A 21,718-nucleotide genomic window follows, 5' to 3' on the forward strand; every position below is an offset into this window, starting at 1 on the left:
TTTGTTCTTTCGGAAGCTTTTCCTGTGTTTTCAAACTTATATTATTACATAATTAATGTTTTCTATACGTTAATTATAGTGTAACAAAATCTCAATTCCCTAATTTTGCTTACTTTTAATAGTCATGAAAAATATAAACGACAACATATCTTTGCCTTTCGAGCTAAATATTAGCTTCAATAAATTATTGAAATATTATGAAACTTTAGAGAGAAGTGATGATGAGTTTCTTGCCTCAAAAGCACGACGTATTCTCGATATACAAAAAAATATCCCTATTCTTAGAGATGGTTTTAGTGATTTAGAGTATTTAAAAACTTATAAAAAAGAGATTGCCATTATTCTTCAGGATTCGTTTAGCGAAATACTTACTAAAAACGAAATTAAGACTGCGACATTACCATTTCATAATCTAATAATCAATTCGTCTGAGCGTTTTAGAGATATTCTTGAAGCTGCAGGTGAAGAATATGAAATAGAGATTCGAAATATGCCAGAGAACGCAAGGTATATTATAGCTTGTAATATTATTTTAAAAGCGTACTATAATTATCCTGCTAACTATAGCAGACCATTATATTACGAAATTCCAGACAAAAATGGAATTATGCGTTATTATAAGATTTTATATAATGCCGATTTTATAGAAATATTTCCCAAAGAGAACACCCCAAAAATAACCGAAAATGATTTTACAGAGCTTTTAGATAATTTTGATGACTTTGAGTTATGGCAGAAAAAATTTCCGCCAAATAGTTATATTTTTAAAGGATTTGTAATTTCTAATATAGTAGATATTACAGCAGATCAATCTATTTCTAATATTAAATCCAGTTTAATTGGCAGCGATAAAATTAAAGAGGTAAAATTTATGTCTAATTTTGAAGGCATATTTAGTTCCTTTTTAGGTATTAATGATTTACAAGTTGGTTTTTCTGTTTTCGACAAAAAAGAAAAATTATTAATGCCAGTTTATGATGCAGGCGTTAATAGTTTTCTTTTAGAGACCAATACTATAAAATCTTGTAAAGATGCATTTTGCCATAAATCGTATCAAACTATATTTAATGATAAAAAATTCTATGCGGTTTCAAATATTGCTAAATTTTCAAGTAATAAATCGCCGCAGATACAAGTGCTGCATAAACAAGGTTATAATAGCGTTATATTAGCACCAGTAGCAGATGGGAATAATTTAATGGGTATTCTGGAGTTGGTATCTACAACCAAAGGTGCGTTAAATAGTATTTTGGCAAATAGATTAATCGATGTTATGCCTTATATTATTGCAGCAGTAAAACGCTCTAAAGCCGAAGAGGCTAATTTAATAGAGGCAGTTATACAGAGAGAATGTACAGCAATTCATCCCAGTGTGAAATGGAAATTTGAAAAAGCGGCAAGGCAATATTTATTAGACACTCAAGAAAAAGGCGATAGCGCAACTTTTGGTAACATTGCCTTTAGAGATGTGTATCCTCTATATGGACAGATGGACGTAAAGGGCTCGTCTCACACTAGAAATCAAGCCACTCAAAAGGACTTGGCGCTTCAGTTATTACTATTGAAAAAAATAATCGAAAAAGGGTTTGAATCTGAAAGGCTTCCAATTTTTGAGAAATTAAAATTTCAAATTAACGAATTTTCAGAAGAAATAAATTCAGACTTTAGAGTAGATAGTGAGCAGCGTATAACCTCCTTTTTTAGAAATGAAATAGATTCTCTTTTAAAATTTCAACTTAAAGATAACTCAGACCTAAAACAGGATATTAAAGATTATTTTTCTAAAATTGATAATGATTTAGGTGTTATCTATTTCTACAGAAAAAATTACGATGATACTATTGCACTTATAAACAAGAATATGTCGACGCTTCTTGATAAAAAACAAAAAAATGCACAACGTATGTATCCTCATTTTTTCGAACGTTTTAAGACAGATGGCGTAGAGCATAATATGTACATTGGTGAAGATATAACCAAGGAGGAGTCTTTTAATACCATGTATTTATACAATTTAAGATTATGGCAATTACAAGTCATGTGTGAAATGGAAAATGCTTACTATAGTAAACGTGATACGTATCCATTATCCTTAGATGTAGCCTCTATGATTTTAGTATTTAATCAGCCAATGTCTATACGTTTTAGAATGGACGAAAAACATTTTGATGTTGATGGTACTTATAATGCACGTTATGAAGTGGTTAAAAAACGCGTTGATAAGGCCAATGTTAAAGGTACCGATGAACGTGCAACCGTTGAGGGTAAATTAACTATTGTATATTCTCAGGAAGAAGATGAAATCGAGTATTTGGAATACATTAGCTTTTTACAATCTAAACACGTTTTAGGTGAAAATATCGAAATTTTAGAACTTGAAGATTTGCAGGGCGTTACAGGTTTAAAAGCATTGCGTGTAGAAATTATGTACAGCAAAACTAAAAAATCCAGAAAAGAATTTTATACCTATGAAGACCTAATGAAAGAAATTAAGGCTTAACTTGTTACTACGTAAGTTTCTTTATTCTCAAATTCTATATTTCCGGTAGGTTTTTCAACCTCTAAAACATCTTGAATGTCTGCGCCTGGATTCTGCTTAATAGCTATCGCGAAAGAAATTACAGAGATAATAATACCTGTCATAAACACCGTGTAAGTAATTCTAAGAATTCTATACTTTCTTTCAAGAACAACACCTAAATAGTATAAATCTTTAGTTAAAGAGGAATACACATATTCTTTATCTTTAAGTAACTCGGTTATGGCCCAATCGTACTCTTTCAATTCCATTTTATGAAAATTTCCAAAAAATGTTAAATTAACTTTTTTGTTCTTTACATCTTCTTTAGTAAATTCTCCACTGGTTACGTTTGGTCTAGTTGCAATTATAGACATAATCATAGAAATAACACAGAACAGAGTAAAAATTGCTGTTGGATAAGTTAAATAGGGATTGGTGTCTAATTTGGAAATTAAATTGGCTAAAACTACCGAAATTATAATAGCATTTACAGAAAGTAAAATATTGGCTTTTGTATCTGCAATGTCACTTAATTTAATGTGATTTCTTAAAGCTACTCTATAAAAGGTTTGGATGCCTCTTTCTGGACTTTCGTTTTTGTAGTGGGCTTTATATTTGGCTTTAAGCTTTTCTTTATTCTCTTTGGCTTTTTTCTTTTTCTTTTTCTTCATTAATTTAGCCAGATTCTTATCCTTTTCTTCTTGCCAGTTTTTTATGGCATAAGGTGAATAAAAGCGATGTTTTTCGGTTAAAACATCAATATTTTCTTTACGCCATTCTTTGGCAGTGTAGGTTTTAATACCTTGTACTTCGTATTCTTTTCTTAAAAACTCGCTGGCCTCATTAAAATATTTTTTTGCAAAATGAGAAGAATCTGCATCTCTTATAATTTCTTCTAATTTAGAGTTGGGAACAACGTTTTTAAATTTAGTTGCCATGATGCACTTATTAACACCATCTATAATGTCTTGGTCTACATTCTCTTTGGTTAAAAAATCAGTGGCAATTTTAACACTTTCTTCCTCATGTCCTTCTCTGGTTTTTATGTATCCTGTATCGTGAAATAATGCAGCTAATAATAGTATTTCTTCCTCATTAACATTTATTTCGGAATTTTCAATTATTTCTTTTGTACTTTTAAACACGCGTTTCGTGTGGGTGAAGTCGTGATAAATAAAAGTATTTGGAAGCTCCTCTTTAAAGAGTTCTAAAACAAACTTCTCGGCTTTTTCTATAATTGCAGACATATTTAATATTGAGTTTTTTAAGAAAACCAAATTACTAAAAAATAACCAGCAAATTCTTATATGATTAAAAATAACATAACTCTAACAATTATAATTTTACTAATAGTTTCAAGTTGTGCAACCTTTAAAGCACAATATAAGGATAACGAAAAAACTATAACACCATTACCTAACAAAGAAGTTAACAGAAAATTCTATCTGGTTGGAGATGCAGGAAAGTCACCTTATGGTAGTATGTCTCAAGGTTTAACAGCATTTAAAAATCATATTTTAGATAAAGACACAAAAAAAGACTATGTCATATTTCTTGGTGATAATATTTATCCAGATGGTTTAGTAAAAAAAGATCGCTATGGCAGAGAGAATGCCGAAAATGCGCTAAACGGCCAAATAATGTCTGTAGATGGTTTTAAAGGAAAAACGGTTATGATTCCAGGAAACCACGACTGGTATGCAGATGGCGTTGTTGGCTTAAAAAGAGAGGAAAAGTATATAGAGAAAGCTCTTGGTGAAGAAACCTACCAACCAGAGAATGGTTGTCCATTAAAAAGTATAGATGTGAGTGAAAAAATACAACTCATAATTGTAGACAGCCAATGGTATCTTGAAAACTGGAACAACCACCCAACCATTAATGACGAGTGCGAGATAAAAACCAGAGCTCGCTTTTTCGAAGAGTTAGAAGGCGAATTAAAAAAAGCACAAAATAAACGAGTGGTATTTGCAATGCACCATCCTATGTACACAAATGGTACACATGGAGGTTTCTTTGGCGCCAGTAAGCATTTGTACCCTACCCAAAAAAACATTCCATTACCAATCTTATCGTCTTTATTAACTCAGGTTAGAACACAAGGTGGTGTTTCTATACAAGATAGATTTAACGAACGTTACAATGAGTTAATGAACCGTATAGAAACTATGGCCTTAGAATACGATAATATTGTATTTGCCTCGGGACACGAACATTCCTTGCAATACATAGAAAATGGAGGTATTAAACAAATAGTATCAGGGTCGGGATCAAAAATCTCTGCTGCTGCTTTAAGTAAAGATGGATTGTTTTCCGCAGGACAACAAGGTTTTGCAGAGTTAACTATTTTCGAAGATGGGAGTACGTGGGTTAGCATGTATGTGTCAGACAATGGGAAACCTAAACTTATGTATACAAAGGAAACACTACCAAAAACCAGAGATGTTTTTAATGTGGATACGCTTCCAGATTCTTTTCCTAAAACAGTAGAAGCATCAATCTATACTAAAGAAGAAACAGAGAAAACAGGGGTGTATAAAACATTATTGGGAGATAGATATCGCGAACTATATAGTAAAAAAATTAAAGTTGAAGTTGCAACTTTAGATACACTTTATGGAGGCCTGGAAATTTTAAGAGCAGGTGGAGGTCACCAAACACGTTCACTAAGATTAAGAACAAAAGATGGACGTGAATTAAACATGAGAGCCCTTAGAAAAAGTGCTACCCAATATTTGCAAACGGTTTTATTTAAAGAAACATATGTAGAAAATGATTTTGAAAAAACCAAAATTGAAGAATTAGTACTCGATTTTTATACGGCTGCTCACCCATATGCTTTTTTTGTAGTACCAGATTTATCTAATGCGGCAAGTATTTATCATACAAATCCAAAATTATACTATATACCTAAACATAAATATTTAGGCGATTATAACACGAACTATGGCGGTGAATTATATATGATTGAAGAACGGCCAGAAGAAAATTATACAAACGAAAGAAATTTTGGCTATGCAGACGATATTGAAAGCACTCATGATATTATAGAAAAAGTACGTGAAGACGAAAAATACAAAATAGACGAAAATGCTTTTGTAAGAGCAAGATTGTTCGATATGCTTATTGGGGATTGGGACAGGCATCAAGACCAATGGCGTTGGGCACAGTTTGATCAGGAAAATGGAGATAAACTATTTAAACCCATTCCTCGAGATAGAGATCAGGTATTTTCTAACTTCGATGGTGCGTTGTTAGATATAATGAAAGTTTTATCGGGTTCAACAAAACAACTTCAAGTTTACGACGCAGAATTAAAAGATATTGAATGGATGAATAGTGCCGGAATAAAACTGGATAAAGTTTTAATACAAAATTCAGATAAAGCTGTGTGGATAAAGCAGGCTAAATATTTAATGGATAATGTTACAGACGAGGTTATAGAAACAGCTTTTTCTAAAGTGCCAGAAGAAGCCAGAGACGAATCGTTGGCAGAAATAAAAGAACTTCTTAAAGGGCGTCGTGCTAATATGCTTGATATAGCAGAACGTTACTATAAGTATTTAAACGAACTTGTAATTGTTACAGGAACAGATAAAGACGATTATTTCGAAATTAATAGAATTGGAGACAATGAAACTAACGTAAAAATTTCAAGAATTATAGACGGTAAAAAAGGAGAAGTTATAGTAGATAGAACTTATAATAAAAACATTACCAAAGAACTCTGGATTTATGGTCTGGATGATGATGATGTTTTTGAAGTTACTGGCAACGCAAAAAACTTAATTTTTACAAGAATTATTGGCGGTCAAAACAACGATACTTATATCATTAAAAATGGTAAACGCATTCGTGTTTACGATCATGAATCTAAGCCTAATACGGTAAAAGAAAATAATGGAGCAAAAATTAATTTTACAGATATATATAATAATAATCTTTTCGACTTCAATAAAAACATTAAAAAGATTGGTGCGATTACTCCAAGTTTAGCATACAACCCAGATGATGGTGTGGCATTAGGAGTTTCTATGGTTAAAACTACAAGAGGATTTCAGCGTAACCCATTCTCACAGCAGCACCGTTTTAAAGGAGGCTATTATTTTGCAACCAATGGTTTTAGCATAGAATATGATGGTGAATTTGCTAACCTCTTTAAAGATTGGAATTTTCATGTGGCAGGTAAAGTTACCAGCGAAAATTTCTCTAATAACTTTTTTGGTTATGGAAATGAAACACCAAATAATGACGACGAATTAGACCTCGATTACAACAGAGTAAAAACCAGTATTTTCATGGCAAGTGCCGGAATTCTTAAAAAAGGAAACTTTGGTAGTGATTATGGATTTAAATTTATTGCAGAAGGTATTAAAATAGGAGAAACACCAGATCGGTTTATAGATACTTTTGTGCCATCCGAGACCAATGCTGATTTTTATGAAAGACGCTTTTTTGCAACAGCCGAAGCCAATTATAATTACGCCAGTTTCGATAACAAAATTGTACCAACCAGAGGTATGACATTTAATATAAATACGGGAATTACCACAGAGCCTGAAGAGACAAAAAACACCTATGGCTACCTTAACTCTAATCTCGGTTTTTACAATGCGTTAATTACTAACAGAAAATTAGTTTTAAAAACAGATTTAAGAGGACAAGTAAGAGTGGGAGAGGATTTAATTTTTTATCAAGCAGCTAATATTGGCGGTGAAAACGGCCTAAGAGGTTATAGAAACGAACGCTTTACAGGTAGAAATTCTCTTGTTGGTAGCGCCGATTTTAGGTATAGCTTTAAATCGTTTAAAACAGCGACTTTGCCTTTACAGTTTGGTGTTTTTGCAGGAGGAGACGTTGGTAGAGTTTGGCTTAAAGGAGATTTTTCAGACAAATGGCATAACGATTATGGTGGTGGATTTTGGGTGTCTGCAGCAGATTCTATTCAAGGAACATTTAACTTTTTTAATAGTACTGAAGGGTTAAGATTCTCGTTTAACTTCGGTATCGCATTTTAAAAAAATAATATCAGTTAATTTAAGCCATCAATTTTGTTACATTCGTAATATATTGATGGTTTTTCTTTAAAATAAATGAAACAGTTATATCCCTTAAAATTTGGGCACAGAGGCGCAAAAGGATACATTACCGAAAACACTATTGCTTCTATAACCAAAGCCCTGTCGCTTGGTGTCGATGGTATTGAAATAGATGTGCACAAGTGCAAGTCTGGAGAACTTATAGTGTTTCACGATTTTACACTAAACAGAGTAACAAATGGAACAGGCAAAGTGTCAGAATTTACGCTGAAGCAATTAAAAGCACTTACTGTACAGGCTGGTTATAAAATTCCAACATTAAAAGAAGTTTGTAATGTTATAGACAAACGGTGTATATTAAATATCGAACTCAAAGGTGAAAACACCGCCAAAGAAACGGTTAAGACCATTCAAGAATATATTATTAAAAAAGAATGGAAATATTCAAATATTATAGTGTCCAGTTTTAATTACGAAGCATTAACTTCGGCTAATAACTTCGATAGCAACATCCCTATTGGTGTCCTTACAGAAGATAATATTGAGGCAGCCATTATCTTTGCAAAGGAGATTAAGGCGCAGGCCATACATCCAGATTTTAATTTACTAAACGAGGAAAACGTAAAAAAAATTAAAAAAGAAGGCTTTAAGATTAATACATGGACGGTCAATAAACCAGAAGATATAAAACGTATGAAGCAATATAAAGTCCATGCCATAATTAGTGATTATCCAGATAGATTATGATTGAAAAAGACATATTAATTGTTGGTGGAGGAGCTGCAGGTTTTTTTGCAGCCATTAATATTGCTGAAAAGCATCCTCATTTAAAAGTAGCAATTCTGGAACGTGGCAGTGAAGTGCTTACTAAGGTAAAGGTCTCAGGAGGCGGACGATGTAATGTCACACATGCAGAATTTATTCCTCAGGAATTAGTCACAAATTATCCGCGAGGCGAGAAGGAATTATTAGGACCGTTTCACACGTTTATGACTGGAGATACAATTGCCTGGTTCGAAGAAAGAGGTGTTGCATTAAAAATTGAGGACGATGGACGCATGTTTCCAGTCTCTAACAACTCGCAAACAATAATAGACTGCTTTCTGTCTCAAGCACAACAATTTGATGTTGAGGTATTAAAAAACCAACCCGTAATCTCTGTTTTTAAAACAGAAAACAACTGGAATGTTAAAACAAAATCCAAATCGTTTTTATGCAAAAAGCTCATTATAGCTACTGGTAGTAATCCTAAAATTTGGAAACTATTAGAAAGTTTAGGGCATTCTCTATCCAAAGCTGTGCCATCACTCTTTACATTTAATATTAACGATAATCGTATTAAAGATATCCCTGGAGTGGTAGCAAAGGATGTAACCATTAAGATTTTAGATACTAATTTAGAGTCCTATGGACCTTTACTCATTACACATTGGGGAATGAGTGCGCCTGCTATTTTAAAGCTCTCGGCTTTTGGTGCTTTAGCATTAGCAGAAATGAATTATAAATTTTCTATTGAAGTAAATTTTATAAACCTGGATTATGAGACTTCATTTTCACAATTAAACGAACTTAAAAAAGAGCTGAATAAGAAGAAAGTTATTAATTATGCACAATTCGGTTTGCCTAAAAGACTCTGGCATCAATTGGTGTTAGCGTCTAAAATAGATGTAGAAATGCGTTGGGCAGATTGTACAAAATATCAAATAGAAAATCTGGCCAATCAGCTTACCAAAGCTGTTTTTAACGTTGATGGAAAAAGTACATTTAAAGAAGAATTTGTTACAGCAGGTGGTATAAATTTAAAAGAAGTAAACTTTAAAACGTTTGAAAGTAAGTTGCATGAAAACTTGTATTTTGCTGGAGAAGTTTTAAATATAGATGCGGTTACAGGCGGTTTTAATTTTCAAAATGCCTGGACTGGTGCCTACATAGTCTCACAGAATATTATAAACTCATGAAAACATATATCGCGTTATTGAGAGGTATAAACGTTGGTGGGCATAAAAAAGTACCAATGGCGACATTGCGACAATTACTCGAAAACATAGGGTTTAATAATGTAAAAACGTATATACAAAGCGGTAATATAATTTTTAATGCTTCAGAAGAAAAGATAAATAATATTGAAAATGAAATAGAAGAAATCATTTTTTCTCATTTTAAATTTCAAGTCCCTGTTATTGTTAAGACCAGAGAAGCGCTAGAGACAATTTTTAATGCGTGTCCTTTTTCGGAAACTAAAAAGAGCAATAGTTATTTTATTCTGTTAAGTAATATACCAGAAACACACCTGATAGATGAAGCGAATAAAATTTCATTTGAAAATGAAGAGTTTAAAATAATAAAAGACTGCATTTATTTTTATTCTTCAATAGGTTATGGACGCACAAAATTTAACATGAATAGTTTTGAAAAAAAACTGGAAGTAAATGCAACTTCAAGGAATTGTAATACCACCAAAAAACTATTGGAGCTATCTCAATTATAGTTTTTCTTGGTTTCTTACACAGTCCCAAGACATTGCAAGTGCGTTTTTAATTTGATCATCATTCATTTCAAGCTCATCTTTAAATTTTAATCGAGCAGCAGAAATAACATGACCAAAAGCCATTTGCATTAATAATCTTAAATGCACATTTTTAAAATCTTTGCTTAAAATTCCAGCCAAAAAGAAATTTCTAATATTTACAAAATGCGAGACATTTTTGTAGCGAATTTCAGAAGTGATAATTGGAGGCACACCAACAAACTCCATGAATTTAAAAGCCAGTGGGTTGCCAATAAAGTAATTATAGAGGTTTAGCCACATGATTTCAAATTGTACTTTAACATCCTGTTCGGGTACATTTGCCATCATTACAACACCAAAATCCTGACAAATCATAGAGTAAATTTCCTCAATAATTTGTTCTTTATTTTTAAAATAATGATAGATAGTACCAACGGCAACGTTAGCTTCTTTGGCTACTTGAGACATAGGTGTGGCATGCACGCCTTGCTCAACCACTAATTCTAACATAGTAAGGATAATCCTTTGTTTCTTGTCCATTTAAAGAAAGTCTTAAGTCTAAAATAAGACGGTTTTATAGCACAGAGAACGAAGGATTTAAGGGATCTCTAAAGGCCATTGTTAGTTATGTTTATCAACAATAAATATCAAAACGCTCTGGATTACATTTGTTGGTTAACATTACTCAACCAATTATAAACGTTATGATACGTGGCGAAAATAGAAAAATTAAATAAAATTTAAAACTATATTTGCTGAAATTTGATTTTAAATGATTATTAAGCAGTTTATTCCTACGTATTTAAATAACAATATCGATAATGGTCATGTAACTTGGTCATCGCCAAGTAATATTGCATTGGTTAAATATTGGGGAAAAAAAGAGCATCAAATCCCAGAAAATCAATCCATTAGTTTTACACTTAGCTCTTGTAAAACAATAACAAAATTAAGTTATACTAAAAAAGAAGAAGCGAATAACGACTTTATATTTCAAGTGTTTTTAGATGGAGAACATAAGCCAGATTTCGAGCCTAAAATAAAAACGTTCCTAAAGAGAATTGAAACTTATCTGCCTTTTTTAAAAGATTATAATTTTGAAATTGAAACACAAAATACATTTCCTCACAGTTCTGGAATTGCTTCTTCTGCTTCTGGTATGAGTGCATTAGCTTTATGCTTAATGAGCATCGAAAAAAAACTTAACCCAGATATAGAAGACGTTTTCTTTAACCAAAAGGCATCATTTTTAGCACGATTAGGTTCTGGTAGCGCTTGCAGGAGTATTGAAGGCGATTTGGTTGTTTGGGGACAACATAACGAGATTGAAGGGAGTAGTGATTTATTCGGGATAAAATACCCTTATTCAGTTCACGAGAATTTTAAAAATTATAAGGACACCATTTTACTTGTAGATAAAGGCGAAAAGCAAGTGAGTAGTACTGTTGGCCATAATTTAATGCATGATCATCCTTTTGCCCAAGAGCGCTTTAAACAAGCCGAAGCAAACATAGCAAAGCTAAAAACGATACTTGCATCTGGTGATTTAATGGCTTTTATAGCCTTGGTTGAGAGCGAAGCACTTACGCTTCACGCCATGATGATGACCAGCATGCCTTATTTTATTTTAATGAAACCCAATACCCTCGAAATAATTAATAAAATATGGCGTTTTAGAAAAGAGAGTGGTTTGCACATTAGCTTTACATTAGATGCTGGAGCAAATGTACATATTTTATATCCTGAAAAGGAAGCTAAAACCATTATTGAGTTCATTAAGACTGAGTTAGTTGCATATTGCCAAAATGGTCACTATATTTGTGATACAATTGGATTTGGTGCAAAAAAGCTTTAGTTTTTTTAAGTTAGTAAAACAGCAACTAAATACCTAACACGATATAAATGAAAGGTCCACTTTTCTACTCGAAAATCTTGCTTTTTGGTGAGTACGGAATTATTAAAGATTCTAAAGGATTATCAATACCATATAATTTTTACAATGGCGCCTTAAAAACAGATGCCAATCCATCAATTGAAGCAACAAAATCTAATGAAAGTTTAAGGAAATTTGCCGCCTATCTGGAGGATGTAAATAAAGAGTTAGTTGTTTTTGAAACCGAAAAACTAAAGGCAGACGTAGAAGCTGGTATGTATTTCGATTCGTCAATACCACAAGGTTATGGTGTTGGCAGTAGTGGTGCGTTGGTAGCTGCTATTTACGATAAGTATGCGCTAAATAAAATTACAGTTTTAGAAAATTTAACAAGAGAAAAATTACTTCAGTTAAAGACTATTTTTGCCGAAATGGAATCTTTTTTCCATGGCAAATCTTCAGGTCTCGATCCGCTTAATAGTTATTTAAGCTTGCCAATACTTATTAACTCTAAAGATAATATTGAAGCTACAGGCATCCCAACACAAAGCACGTCTGGAAAAGGCGCAGTTTTTTTATTAGATAGTGGTGTTACTGGTGAAACAGCGCCAATGGTAAGTATTTTTATGGAGAATATGAAGCAAGATGGTTTTCGTAAAATGCTTAAAGATCAATTTATAAAACATACAGATGCTTGTGTGGAAGATTTTCTTAAAGGCGATATAAAATCTTTATTTTCAAATACAAAGCAGTTGTCTAAAGTGGTATTAAACAATTTCAAGCCAATGATTCCTAAACAGTTTCATGAGCTTTGGAAAAAAGGTATTGAAACCAACGATTATTACCTAAAACTTTGCGGTTCTGGTGGTGGAGGTTATATTTTAGGTTTTACAGAAAACTTTAGTAAAGCACAACAGTCACTTAAAGATTATAAGCTGGAAGTGGTTTATAATTTTTAAACGAAATTGTGTTACTTTTCAAGATTCTTAAATTATTTAAGCTCCTAATAAATTAGTGCAATAACTTTATGTTAACCAGAAAGCAGAAACACATTCTTCTCAAGTTTTTTAGTATGTTTTCTGTAATACGTGGCTACAACATTCTTATAGTTGTTATAGCGCAATATTTAACTTCGGTCTATATTTTTGCTCACGATAAACCAGCTAAAAAAGTATTGCTGGATGTTAACTTGCTTATGCTTGTTTTAGCTTCTGCAGCTGTAGTTGCAGCAGGATATATAATAAATAATTTTTACGATTCAGAGAAAGATTTAATCAACAGACCCAATAAATCGATGTTGGATAAACTGGTAAGTCAGAATACAAAATTGTCTTTTTATTTTGTGCTTAATTTCTCTGCTATTGTTATGGCAAGCTATGTGTCTTTTAATGCGGTATTATTTTTTTCGGTCTATATATTTGCCATTTGGTTTTATTCGCATAAACTTAAAAAAATGCCCATAATTGGTAATATGGTATCGGCCATATTAACTATTGCGCCTTTCTTCGCTATTTTTATCTATTATAAAAATTTCGATACTGTAATATTTGTTCACGCTTCTTTTTTATTCTTAATAATCGCAATAAGAGAACTTACTAAAGATCTGGAAAACATGAAAGGTGACCTCGCTTTAAATTATAGAACGATACCTGTAGTTTATGGTGAGAGTGCATCAAAAAAAATGATAACGTTTTTTATGTTGTTAACACTTGTTCCCTTCTATTTATTAATTAAGAAATACGAAATTGGATATATGAGCTATTACTTTTACATAGCTATAGTTTTGTTAATTGTATTTTTATTAATCCTTTGGAAGGCTTCTACAAAAACACATTATGTTATTTTACATAATATTTTAAAAATAGTATTAGTAGCTGGTGTCTTTAGTATTTTATTAATTGATATAGACTTGGTTTTAAACCGTATTTTATAACCTATTTAGACTAAACAAAACGTTAATCTAAATTCTTCAATAGAAATTATACTATATCTTTGCAAAAAAAATAGCCATGAGTAAACAAAGCGGACAACGACAAGGAAAATCTAAAGCATCTGGAAAAGGAAAGGTTTCAGGAAGAGGCAATGACAATGCTAAAAGTAAAAGTTATGCTCGTGGTAATGCTCCAATAAAAAAGCAATCCTCACCTAAAAAAACGTCTAACCCAGACGAGATTAGGTTAAATAAATACATTGCTAATTCTGGTATTTGCTCACGTCGTGATGCCGATGTGCACATTGCTACTGGTTTGGTTAGTGTAAACGGAAAAATAGTAACCGAAATGGGTTACAAAGTAAAACTTGAGGATGAGGTACGCTACGATGGTGCACGTATTAATCCAGAAAAAAAAGCCTATGTGTTGCTAAACAAACCAAAAGGTTTTGCAACAACAACAAGCGAACATAAAGGCAGAACAGTAATGGATTTAGTCGCTAATGCTACAAATTCCCGAATAAAACCAATAGGACGTTTAGGTAGAAACTCCACTGGTTTGTTACTCTTTACCAACGACGAAAAAGTGGTGGCTCGCTTTACAAGTTCTAATAAGGGCGTTGAGCGCTTATTTCATTTAGAATTAGATACAAATTTAAAAATAGATGATTTAAAGAAAATTCGCGAAGGCTTACGTATTGAAGGTAAACAAATAAGTGTTGAAGAGATAGATTACGTAAATAATAAGAAAAACGAAATAGGTATAAAAATTAAAAATACGGGTAATACCATTTTACATACCATTTTCGATTATTTTAAGATTGAACTTGTAAAAATCGATTGCGTGCAAATTGCTCATTTAACCAAAAAAGACATACCACGTGGAAATTGGAAAATTTTAACAGAACAGGAAGTGCAAACACTTATGATGATGTAAAATTATGTTTCCCTCAATAGCATATTCACTATAAACTATTGAGCGAGTCAATTGCGAATTTGATAATAATAAATAATGACTATTACTAATAATTGCACAAATCTTAATTTTAAGTTATTTTTATTACGATAACTTTATTTATACTTTAATTATGAAACGTAATATTTTATTTGCTCTTTTATTGAGTTTTTTTATAAGCATGTCTTATTCGCAAAGCAGTAGTCAAAAGGTTAATGTCGGTGATGTTTTTGTAATTGGCGAAGCAGATAATAACAATTACAATTATATAGATTTTCCAAGAGCAAATTTTATTATTAAAAAAGGAGGTTTGCCTAATTACGAAGCACTTGTTGGCGAAAAAGTTGAAATAGTTTCGCTTAAAGAAAAAGTAAAAGGTCGCATAATAGCAACTATTAAATTAACATCAAAAAAGAAGTTTTTTAATAGTCATAAATACATATCTGTCGATATTGATGAGGCTATACAGAATAAAGAGCTTTTAAGTACTTAATCATTTTTAATAAAATTAAGGTTTATCTCTTCCTATAAATCGTGCTTCACCTAACAGAAATTGTATAGCCCTTACAATATTTCTTTCTCGTGCTGTTGGTGTTTTTAATCGCACTAAATATTTAACTATTTCATTTTGTTTTGATGGTGATAGCTCATCAAAAATAGCTTGTGCATCGCTATTATTTAATAAAGCCTTTTTAAAGTCTGCAGGCATTTTTATTGCTCTGCTTTCTGGATCAAACTCTATATTTATTTCAATGGTTTCTCCTATGCGCTTAGGCGATTTTTCAAGCATTTTTGTGCTGATATAAAGTCTCCATACACCACTATATCTTAATAAGGTTTGGCGATAAGGGACTCCATTTATAAAACCTTTAACTGGTATTTTTGCCTTGTTTTTCCCTGCTTGTATAAAAATAGTCTCCAAGATATTTTCTGGTAAAAAAACAAAGGGATTAATACCGATAACATCAATTTTAGCCTTAAAAGTAAGCAGGTTCATAACAACTCTGTATTAAAAATTTTTACACATACTTAGTCGTTTAATCCTTTTCCATCAAGTATACTATTGGAATATTTTTCAATTCTTGCCTCACGTGTTTTTGCTTGTTTTGCCTTAGAAAAGTAAAGCAAATATCCTCTTTGGCGTCCAGGAGTTAAAGCATAAAACGCAGATTTCAACTTGGGATTACCTTCCAATGCGTTTTTAAATTCAGCAGGCATATTAAATTCAGAAGTTTTTTTCATCTTCATTGTTAAACCTGCTTTCTCGACCTCGATTGCTTCAAAAATATAGGCTTTAATAACAGCTTTTAAATCCTTAATTTCTTTGACGTTGGCAAATCTAATTTGTCGGGCCGATTGCACATTTTCAGTTTGTTGTATTAAAATTGCATTAGCATCTTTCAATAAAACACCTTTATTAAACAACAAAGCACAATAATCTTTAAACCCATGTATTAAAACAACATTACTTCCTTTAAATGTATAGCAAGGATGTTTCCACTTAAAATCTTCGGTAAGTCCACAGTCTAAACAGATTTTTCTAAGTAGTACGGTTTCTTCTTTCCAATTTTTAATTTTCTCTATGTATTGTTCTACTTCTTTCATTCCTTTAAGGATAACTAAACTTTTACTTCTTTTTCGCAATTAAATTAAGAAGAAAAAATTTAATAAAAATTTAATCTACAATTAAAAAAAAAGTATTTCATTTGTGCTACCAAAATAATAGTGGTTTTATGTCATTATTATAGCTGAACAGATTGAACCGTGTTTATATGTTTGGGCTTTTGAACATTAGGAAGTCATTTTCAAAAGCAGCTTATCGATTAAGCAACCGAATTTTAGAGCTAACTTCCGCTTTATCTACAATTGTTGCTAGCCAGCACAATTATGGCTTTGTGCCTACAACAGACTTGAAAATACAAGTCTGAATTCTTCATTATTATTTAAACTGAAATAATTTCAGTAACTTTTTCCAGAATTATAAATATTACATTTTTAGAAAATAATAATGAACACAAAATATATTGATTTAATCAATCAAACTTTCGATTTCCCGCAAGACGAATTTAAATTAGAAAAAAACGAATTGCAATTCCATGATATTGATCTCATGAAATTAGTGGAAGAGTATGGTACGCCATTAAAATTCACCTACTTACCACAAATTTCTAACAACATACAGCGCGCAAAAAAATGGTTTGCAAATGCTATAGAAAAAAACGAGTATAAGGGAAAATACAATTATTGCTATTGTACTAAAAGCTCACATTTTAAACATGTCTTAAATGAAGCTTTGACCAATGATATACATATAGAAACATCATCTGCTTTCGATATTGATATTGTAGAAAATTTAAAAGCCGAAGGCAAAATAAACAACGACACTTATGTTATTAGTAATGGCTTTAAGCGCTCTCAATACATTACTAATATTGCCAGATTAATTAATAACGGACAAAAAAATTGCATCCCTATTATAGACAATTACGAAGAAATTAATTTACTGTCTGCCGAAATTAAAGGAAAATACAACATAGGTATTCGTATCGCATCAGAAGAAGAACCTAAATTCGAATTTTACACCTCACGTTTAGGAATTGGCTACAAGAATATTGTGCCTTTTTACAAAAACCAGATTCAGGACAATAAAAAAGTAAACCTTAAAATGTTGCACTTTTTCATTAACACAGGCATACGTGATAACGCTTATTACTGGAACGAATTGCAAAAATGTTTAAAGGTTTATACCAGTTTAAAGAAAATTTGTCCAAGTTTAGATAGTTTAAATATTGGAGGCGGATTTCCAATTAAAAATTCATTGGTTTTCGATTTCGATTACGAATATTTAGTAGACGAGATCGTAAATCAAATAAAAACAACTTGTGAAGAAGAAGGCGTAGATGTGCCAAACATTTTTACAGAATTTGGTAGCTTTACAGTAGGCGAAAGTGGTGGTGCTATTTATGAAATATTATACCAAAAGCAACAAAACGATCGTGAAAAATGGAACATGATTAACTCATCTTTCATCACAACATTACCAGACACTTGGGCAATTAATAAGCGTTTTATTATGTTGCCACTTAACAGGTGGGAATCAAGTTACGAACGTGTTTTATTAGGCGGTTTAACTTGTGATAGCGATGATTATTACAATAGCGAACAGCACATGAATGCTATTTATTTACCAAAATACAATAAAGAGAAACCATTATACATTGGCTTTTTTAACACAGGTGCATACCAAGAAACCATTGGTGGTTTTGGTGGTTTGCAACACTGCTTAATACCGTCGCCAAAACATATTTTAATAAATAAAGATGAAGACGGAAACATAACAACAAAACTATTTAGTGAACAACAAAAAAGTGAAGACTTACTTAAAATTTTAGGCTATGCAAACTAAAACTTATGCTGGAATTTCGGAAGAATTTTCTAAACTGGAAACATCAAAAATCGTATTAATTCCTGTGCCTTACGATGGTACGAGCACATGGCAAAAAGGAGCAGATAAAGGTCCAGAAGCCTTTTTAAATGCTTCAGAAAACATGGAGCTTTACGATATTGAAACAGAAACCGAAGTGTACAAACAAGGTGTTTACCTTGCCGATGCAGTGACTGAAAACAGCTCGCCAGAAGCCATGGTGGACGCTGTACATCAAGCAACCAAAAACTACATTAAACGCAATAAATTTGTTACAATTTTTGGTGGAGAACACTCAATTTCTATTGGTACTATTCGTGCGTTTAACGAAATGTACCCAAGTTTAACAGTGTTGCAATTAGATGCTCATGCCGATTTGCGTAAAGAATACGAAGGATCCAAATGCAACCATGCTTGTGCGGTTTACGAGGCGAGCCAGACAACCAATTTAATTCAAGTTGGTATTCGTTCTATGGATGCCATTGAAACAACAGTAATGGATAAAGAAAAAACGTACTTCGCACACGAAATGGCGTTAGACGATACGTGGATGGACAGTGCAGTAGACCAAATGACAGAAAATGTATTTATTACAATAGATTTAGATGCTTTCGATCCTTCAATCATGCCAAGTACAGGTACTCCGGAACCAGGTGGATTATTATGGTACGAAACCTTAGAATTTTTAAAGCAGGTTTTTGCAGAAAAAAATGTGGTAGGTTTCGATATTGTAGAATTATGCCCTAATAAAAATGATAAATCATCAGATTTTTTAGCGGCTAAACTTTACTACAAAATGCTTAGTTATAAATTTGAAAATGATGAAGCAGAGGCAGAATACGATAATGCTTACGACAGTGTAAAACAAAAAAATAACAGTGCAAAATTTAACGAAGACGATGAGTACTAAAGGACCAATTTCACAATTTATAGAAAAACACTATTTACATTTTAATGCAGCAGCTTTAGTTGATGCAGCAAAAGGTTATGAAGCACAATTAGAAAGTGGCGCAAAAATGTTAGTATCGCTTGCAGGCGCTATGAGTACTGCAGAATTGGGTAAAAGTTTTGCCGAAATGATTAGGCAAGATAAAGTACAAATCATCTCTTGTACTGGAGCAAACCTTGAAGAAGATATCATGAATTTAGTAGCGCATTCACATTATAAACGTGTGCCAAATTATCGTGATTTAACGCCGCAGGATGAGTGGGATTTGTTAGAAAAAGGATTAAACCGTGTAACAGATACGTGTATTCCAGAAGAGGAAGCCTTCCGAAGATTACAAGAACATATTGTGAAAATTTGGAAAGATGCCGAAGCTAAAGGCGAACGCTATTTACCTCACGAATACATGTACAAAATGCTTTTATCTGGTGTTTTAGAGCAGTATTACGAAATTGATATTAAAGACTCTTGGATGTATGCAGCTGCAGAGAAAAATTTACCTATTGTTTGCCCAGGTTGGGAAGATAGTACTATGGGTAATATTTTTGCAAGTTACGTGCTTAAGGGTGAGCTTAAAGCAAGCACGGTAAAATCTGGTATAGAATATATGACCTTTTTAGCCGATTGGTATACAGATAATTCATCAAAAGGAATTGGTTTCTTTCAAATTGGTGGTGGTATTGCAGGCGATTTTCCTATTTGCGTAGTGCCAATGCTATATCAGGATATGGAAAGACCAGAGACGCCATTCTGGAGCTATTTTTGCCAAATAAGTGATTCTACAACAAGCTACGGTTCATATTCTGGAGCAGTGCCAAATGAGAAAATTACTTGGGGCAAACTGGATATAAACACGCCAAAATTTATTATTGAAAGTGATGCAACAATAGTTGCACCTTTAATTTTCGCATACCTCTTAGACCAATAATGGACGAGCATAAAATTGAAAATATCGAATTACAATACTTAACCGTAGACGACTATGCCGAATTAAAATCGGCAACACTCGAATCTTATGGAGGCGTTTTAAATACGTATTGGAAAAAAGAGCACATAGAGCGCTTAACAACTATTTTCCCTAAAGGACAAGTGGTAATTAAAATCGATGGAAATATTGCTGGCTGTGCATTATCGCTTGTGGTAGATTACGATAAAATAGAAGACAACCACACGTATGCAGATATTATTGAAGGCGATAAATTTAAAAATCATGATCCAGAAGGTGATGTGCTGTATGGAATAGATGTTTTTATTAAACCAGAATATCGTGGTTTAAGACTGGGAAGACGCTTATACGATTACCGAAAAGAACTTTGCGAAGAGCTAAACCTAAAAGGGATTGTATTTGGTGGCAGAATGCCTAATTACCATAAATACCAAAGCGAATTAACGCCTAAAGAATATATAGAAAAGGTAAAGCACAAAGAAATTCATGATCCAGTTCTAAACTTTCAAATTTCTAACGATTTTCATCCGTTAAGAATAATAAAAGGATATTTGCAAGGCGATACAGCATCGAATGAGTATGCCGTATTAATGGAATGGGATAATATCTATTATGCCAAAAAGAGCAAAAGAGCAAGTAGCGTAAAAACCATTGTTAGATTAGGTTTAATACAATGGCAAATGCGTACTTACAATAGTCTTGAGGAATTAATGCAGCAAGTAGAATATTTTGTAGATAGTGTTGCCGCTTACAGATCCGATTTTGCCTTATTTCCAGAGTTTTTTAATGCCCCACTTATGGCAAAATTTAACCATTTACATGAGCCGGATGCCATCAGGGAATTAGCAAAATATACGAAAACAATTGTTGAGAAAATGCAACAGTTATCTATCTCTTACAACATTAATATTATTACTGGTAGTATGCCAGAAGTAATAGGCGATAAACTATATAATGTTGGTTATTTATGCCGTAGAGATGGTAGCTTAGAGCGTTACGAAAAAATTCATGTTACACCAGACGAAGCTAAAGTTTGGGGCATGCAACGTGGAAATAAACTACAAACATTCCAGACAGATGCGGGAAAAATTGGGATATTAATTTGTTACGATTCTGAGTTTCCAGAATTATCAAGATTACTCTCAGATGAAGGGATGGATATATTATTTGTACCATTTTTAACAGACACCCAGAATGGGTATTCCCGTGTGCGCTTATGTGCTCAAGCACGTGCTATTGAAAACGAATGTTATGTAGCAATTGCTGGGAGTGTTGGAAATTTACCAAATGTTAATAACATGGACATCCAATATGCACAATCTGCCGTATTTACTCCATGCGACTTTTCGTTTCCAAGTAATGGTATAAAAGCCGAAGCAACCACAAATACCGAAATGATATTAGTGGCAGATGTAGATTTAAGTTTACTTAGAGAGTTACATTCTTTTGGAGCAGTAAAAAATTTAAAGGATAGACGAAAAGATTTTTATAATGTTGTTAGAATTGATAATACTAAATAGTATTTTTGAAATAATAAGATGATAGTTTCGCGCTTGCGAAAAAAAAATAAAATGC

18 protein-coding genes are annotated in these 21,718 nt (G+C 32.4%); 14 read left to right on the top strand and 4 right to left on the bottom strand.

What is annotated here, in order from left to right:
- Window positions 1-124: 124 nt before the first annotated feature.
- Complete coding sequence (locus ACVC43_RS13280; RefSeq protein WP_452225022.1) at window positions 125-2,500, top strand: GAF domain-containing protein; 2,376 nt, start codon at window positions 125-127, stop codon at window positions 2,498-2,500.
- Here the strand turns inward: ACVC43_RS13280 and ACVC43_RS13285 are convergent.
- Window positions 2,497-3,768, bottom strand: coding sequence for a Pycsar system effector family protein (locus ACVC43_RS13285; protein ID WP_452225023.1), 1,272 nt, complete (start codon window positions 3,766-3,768; stop codon window positions 2,497-2,499). The genes ACVC43_RS13280 and ACVC43_RS13285 overlap by 4 nt on opposite strands.
- A 60-nt stretch (window positions 3,769-3,828) precedes the next feature.
- On the opposite strand from ACVC43_RS13285, the gene ACVC43_RS13290 reads away from it, so the two are divergent.
- The 4 genes from ACVC43_RS13290 to ACVC43_RS13305 all read left to right on the top strand — a co-directional run bounded on the left by ACVC43_RS13290 (window position 3,829) and on the right by ACVC43_RS13305 (window position 10,048).
- Window positions 3,829-7,539, top strand: coding sequence for a metallophosphoesterase (locus ACVC43_RS13290; protein WP_452225024.1), 3,711 nt, complete (start codon window positions 3,829-3,831; stop codon window positions 7,537-7,539).
- 75 nt (window positions 7,540-7,614) lie between these two features.
- Window positions 7,615-8,307 (top strand): glycerophosphodiester phosphodiesterase, encoded by a 693-nt coding sequence (locus tag ACVC43_RS13295; protein WP_452225025.1) that lies wholly within the window; start codon window positions 7,615-7,617, stop codon window positions 8,305-8,307.
- The gene (locus tag ACVC43_RS13300; protein ID WP_452225026.1) at window positions 8,304-9,518 is read left to right on the top strand and encodes an NAD(P)/FAD-dependent oxidoreductase; all 1,215 of its coding nucleotides are present in this window, start codon (window positions 8,304-8,306) and stop codon (window positions 9,516-9,518) included. Before ACVC43_RS13295 ends, ACVC43_RS13300 begins: the two co-directional genes overlap by 4 nt.
- Entirely contained in the window at window positions 9,515-10,048 is a 534-nt protein-coding gene (locus tag ACVC43_RS13305; protein WP_452225027.1) for a DUF1697 domain-containing protein, read from the top strand. The genes ACVC43_RS13300 and ACVC43_RS13305 overlap by 4 nt, the downstream gene beginning before the upstream one ends.
- Here ACVC43_RS13305 and ACVC43_RS13310 read toward each other — a convergent pair.
- On the bottom strand, window positions 10,043-10,609 hold the full coding sequence (locus ACVC43_RS13310; RefSeq protein ID WP_452225028.1) for a TetR/AcrR family transcriptional regulator: 567 nt from the start codon (window positions 10,607-10,609) through the stop codon (window positions 10,043-10,045). The genes ACVC43_RS13305 and ACVC43_RS13310 overlap by 6 nt on opposite strands.
- 232 nt (window positions 10,610-10,841) lie before the next feature.
- Between ACVC43_RS13310 and mvaD the strand changes: the two genes are divergently transcribed.
- The 5 genes from mvaD (at window position 10,842) to ACVC43_RS13335 (ending at window position 15,320) form a co-directional block, all read left to right on the top strand.
- Window positions 10,842-11,924 carry a diphosphomevalonate decarboxylase gene (mvaD, locus tag ACVC43_RS13315; RefSeq protein ID WP_452225029.1) on the top strand — a complete coding sequence of 361 codons (1,083 nt, stop codon included), beginning with the start codon at window positions 10,842-10,844 and terminating at the stop codon, window positions 11,922-11,924.
- Window positions 11,925-11,971: 47 nt separating this feature from the next.
- Window positions 11,972-12,901 (top strand): mevalonate kinase family protein, encoded by a 930-nt coding sequence (locus ACVC43_RS13320; protein WP_452225030.1) that lies wholly within the window; start codon window positions 11,972-11,974, stop codon window positions 12,899-12,901.
- 68 nt (window positions 12,902-12,969) lie between these two features.
- The gene (locus ACVC43_RS13325) at window positions 12,970-13,875 is read left to right on the top strand and encodes a geranylgeranylglycerol-phosphate geranylgeranyltransferase (RefSeq protein ID WP_452225031.1); all 906 of its coding nucleotides are present in this window, start codon (window positions 12,970-12,972) and stop codon (window positions 13,873-13,875) included.
- 76 nt (window positions 13,876-13,951) lie between these two features.
- Entirely contained in the window at window positions 13,952-14,809 is an 858-nt protein-coding gene (locus tag ACVC43_RS13330; RefSeq protein ID WP_452225032.1) for a pseudouridine synthase, read from the top strand.
- Window positions 14,810-14,960: 151 nt separating this feature from the next.
- A complete protein-coding gene (locus tag ACVC43_RS13335; protein WP_452225033.1) occupies window positions 14,961-15,320 on the top strand; it encodes a dihydroorotase in 360 nt (119 codons plus the stop codon).
- A gap of 15 nt (window positions 15,321-15,335) precedes the next feature.
- Here ACVC43_RS13335 and ACVC43_RS13340 read toward each other — a convergent pair whose 3' ends face one another.
- Both ACVC43_RS13340 and ACVC43_RS13345 read right to left on the bottom strand, forming a co-directional pair.
- The gene (locus tag ACVC43_RS13340; RefSeq protein ID WP_452225034.1) at window positions 15,336-15,824 is read right to left on the bottom strand and encodes a YdeI/OmpD-associated family protein; all 489 of its coding nucleotides are present in this window, start codon (window positions 15,822-15,824) and stop codon (window positions 15,336-15,338) included.
- A gap of 32 nt (window positions 15,825-15,856) precedes the next feature.
- Complete coding sequence (locus tag ACVC43_RS13345; RefSeq protein WP_452225035.1) at window positions 15,857-16,432, bottom strand: YdeI/OmpD-associated family protein; 576 nt, start codon at window positions 16,430-16,432, stop codon at window positions 15,857-15,859.
- Between the two features lie 403 nt (window positions 16,433-16,835).
- Between ACVC43_RS13345 and ACVC43_RS13350 the strand changes: the two genes are divergently transcribed.
- The 4 genes from ACVC43_RS13350 to ACVC43_RS13365 are packed head-to-tail and all read left to right on the top strand — an operon-like array spanning window position 16,836 to window position 21,663.
- The gene (locus ACVC43_RS13350) at window positions 16,836-18,233 is read left to right on the top strand and encodes an arginine decarboxylase (protein WP_452225036.1); all 1,398 of its coding nucleotides are present in this window, start codon (window positions 16,836-16,838) and stop codon (window positions 18,231-18,233) included.
- A complete protein-coding gene (speB, locus tag ACVC43_RS13355; protein WP_452225037.1) occupies window positions 18,223-19,161 on the top strand; it encodes an agmatinase in 939 nt (312 codons plus the stop codon). Before ACVC43_RS13350 ends, speB begins: the two co-directional genes overlap by 11 nt.
- A complete protein-coding gene (locus ACVC43_RS13360; RefSeq protein ID WP_452225038.1) occupies window positions 19,151-20,125 on the top strand; it encodes a deoxyhypusine synthase family protein in 975 nt (324 codons plus the stop codon). Before speB ends, ACVC43_RS13360 begins: the two co-directional genes overlap by 11 nt.
- Window positions 20,125-21,663 (top strand): bifunctional GNAT family N-acetyltransferase/carbon-nitrogen hydrolase family protein, encoded by a 1,539-nt coding sequence (locus ACVC43_RS13365; RefSeq protein WP_452225039.1) that lies wholly within the window; start codon window positions 20,125-20,127, stop codon window positions 21,661-21,663. Before ACVC43_RS13360 ends, ACVC43_RS13365 begins: the two co-directional genes overlap by 1 nt.
- Window positions 21,664-21,718 lie beyond the last annotated feature (55 nt).

The organism is Lacinutrix chionoecetis (assembly GCF_053604665.1).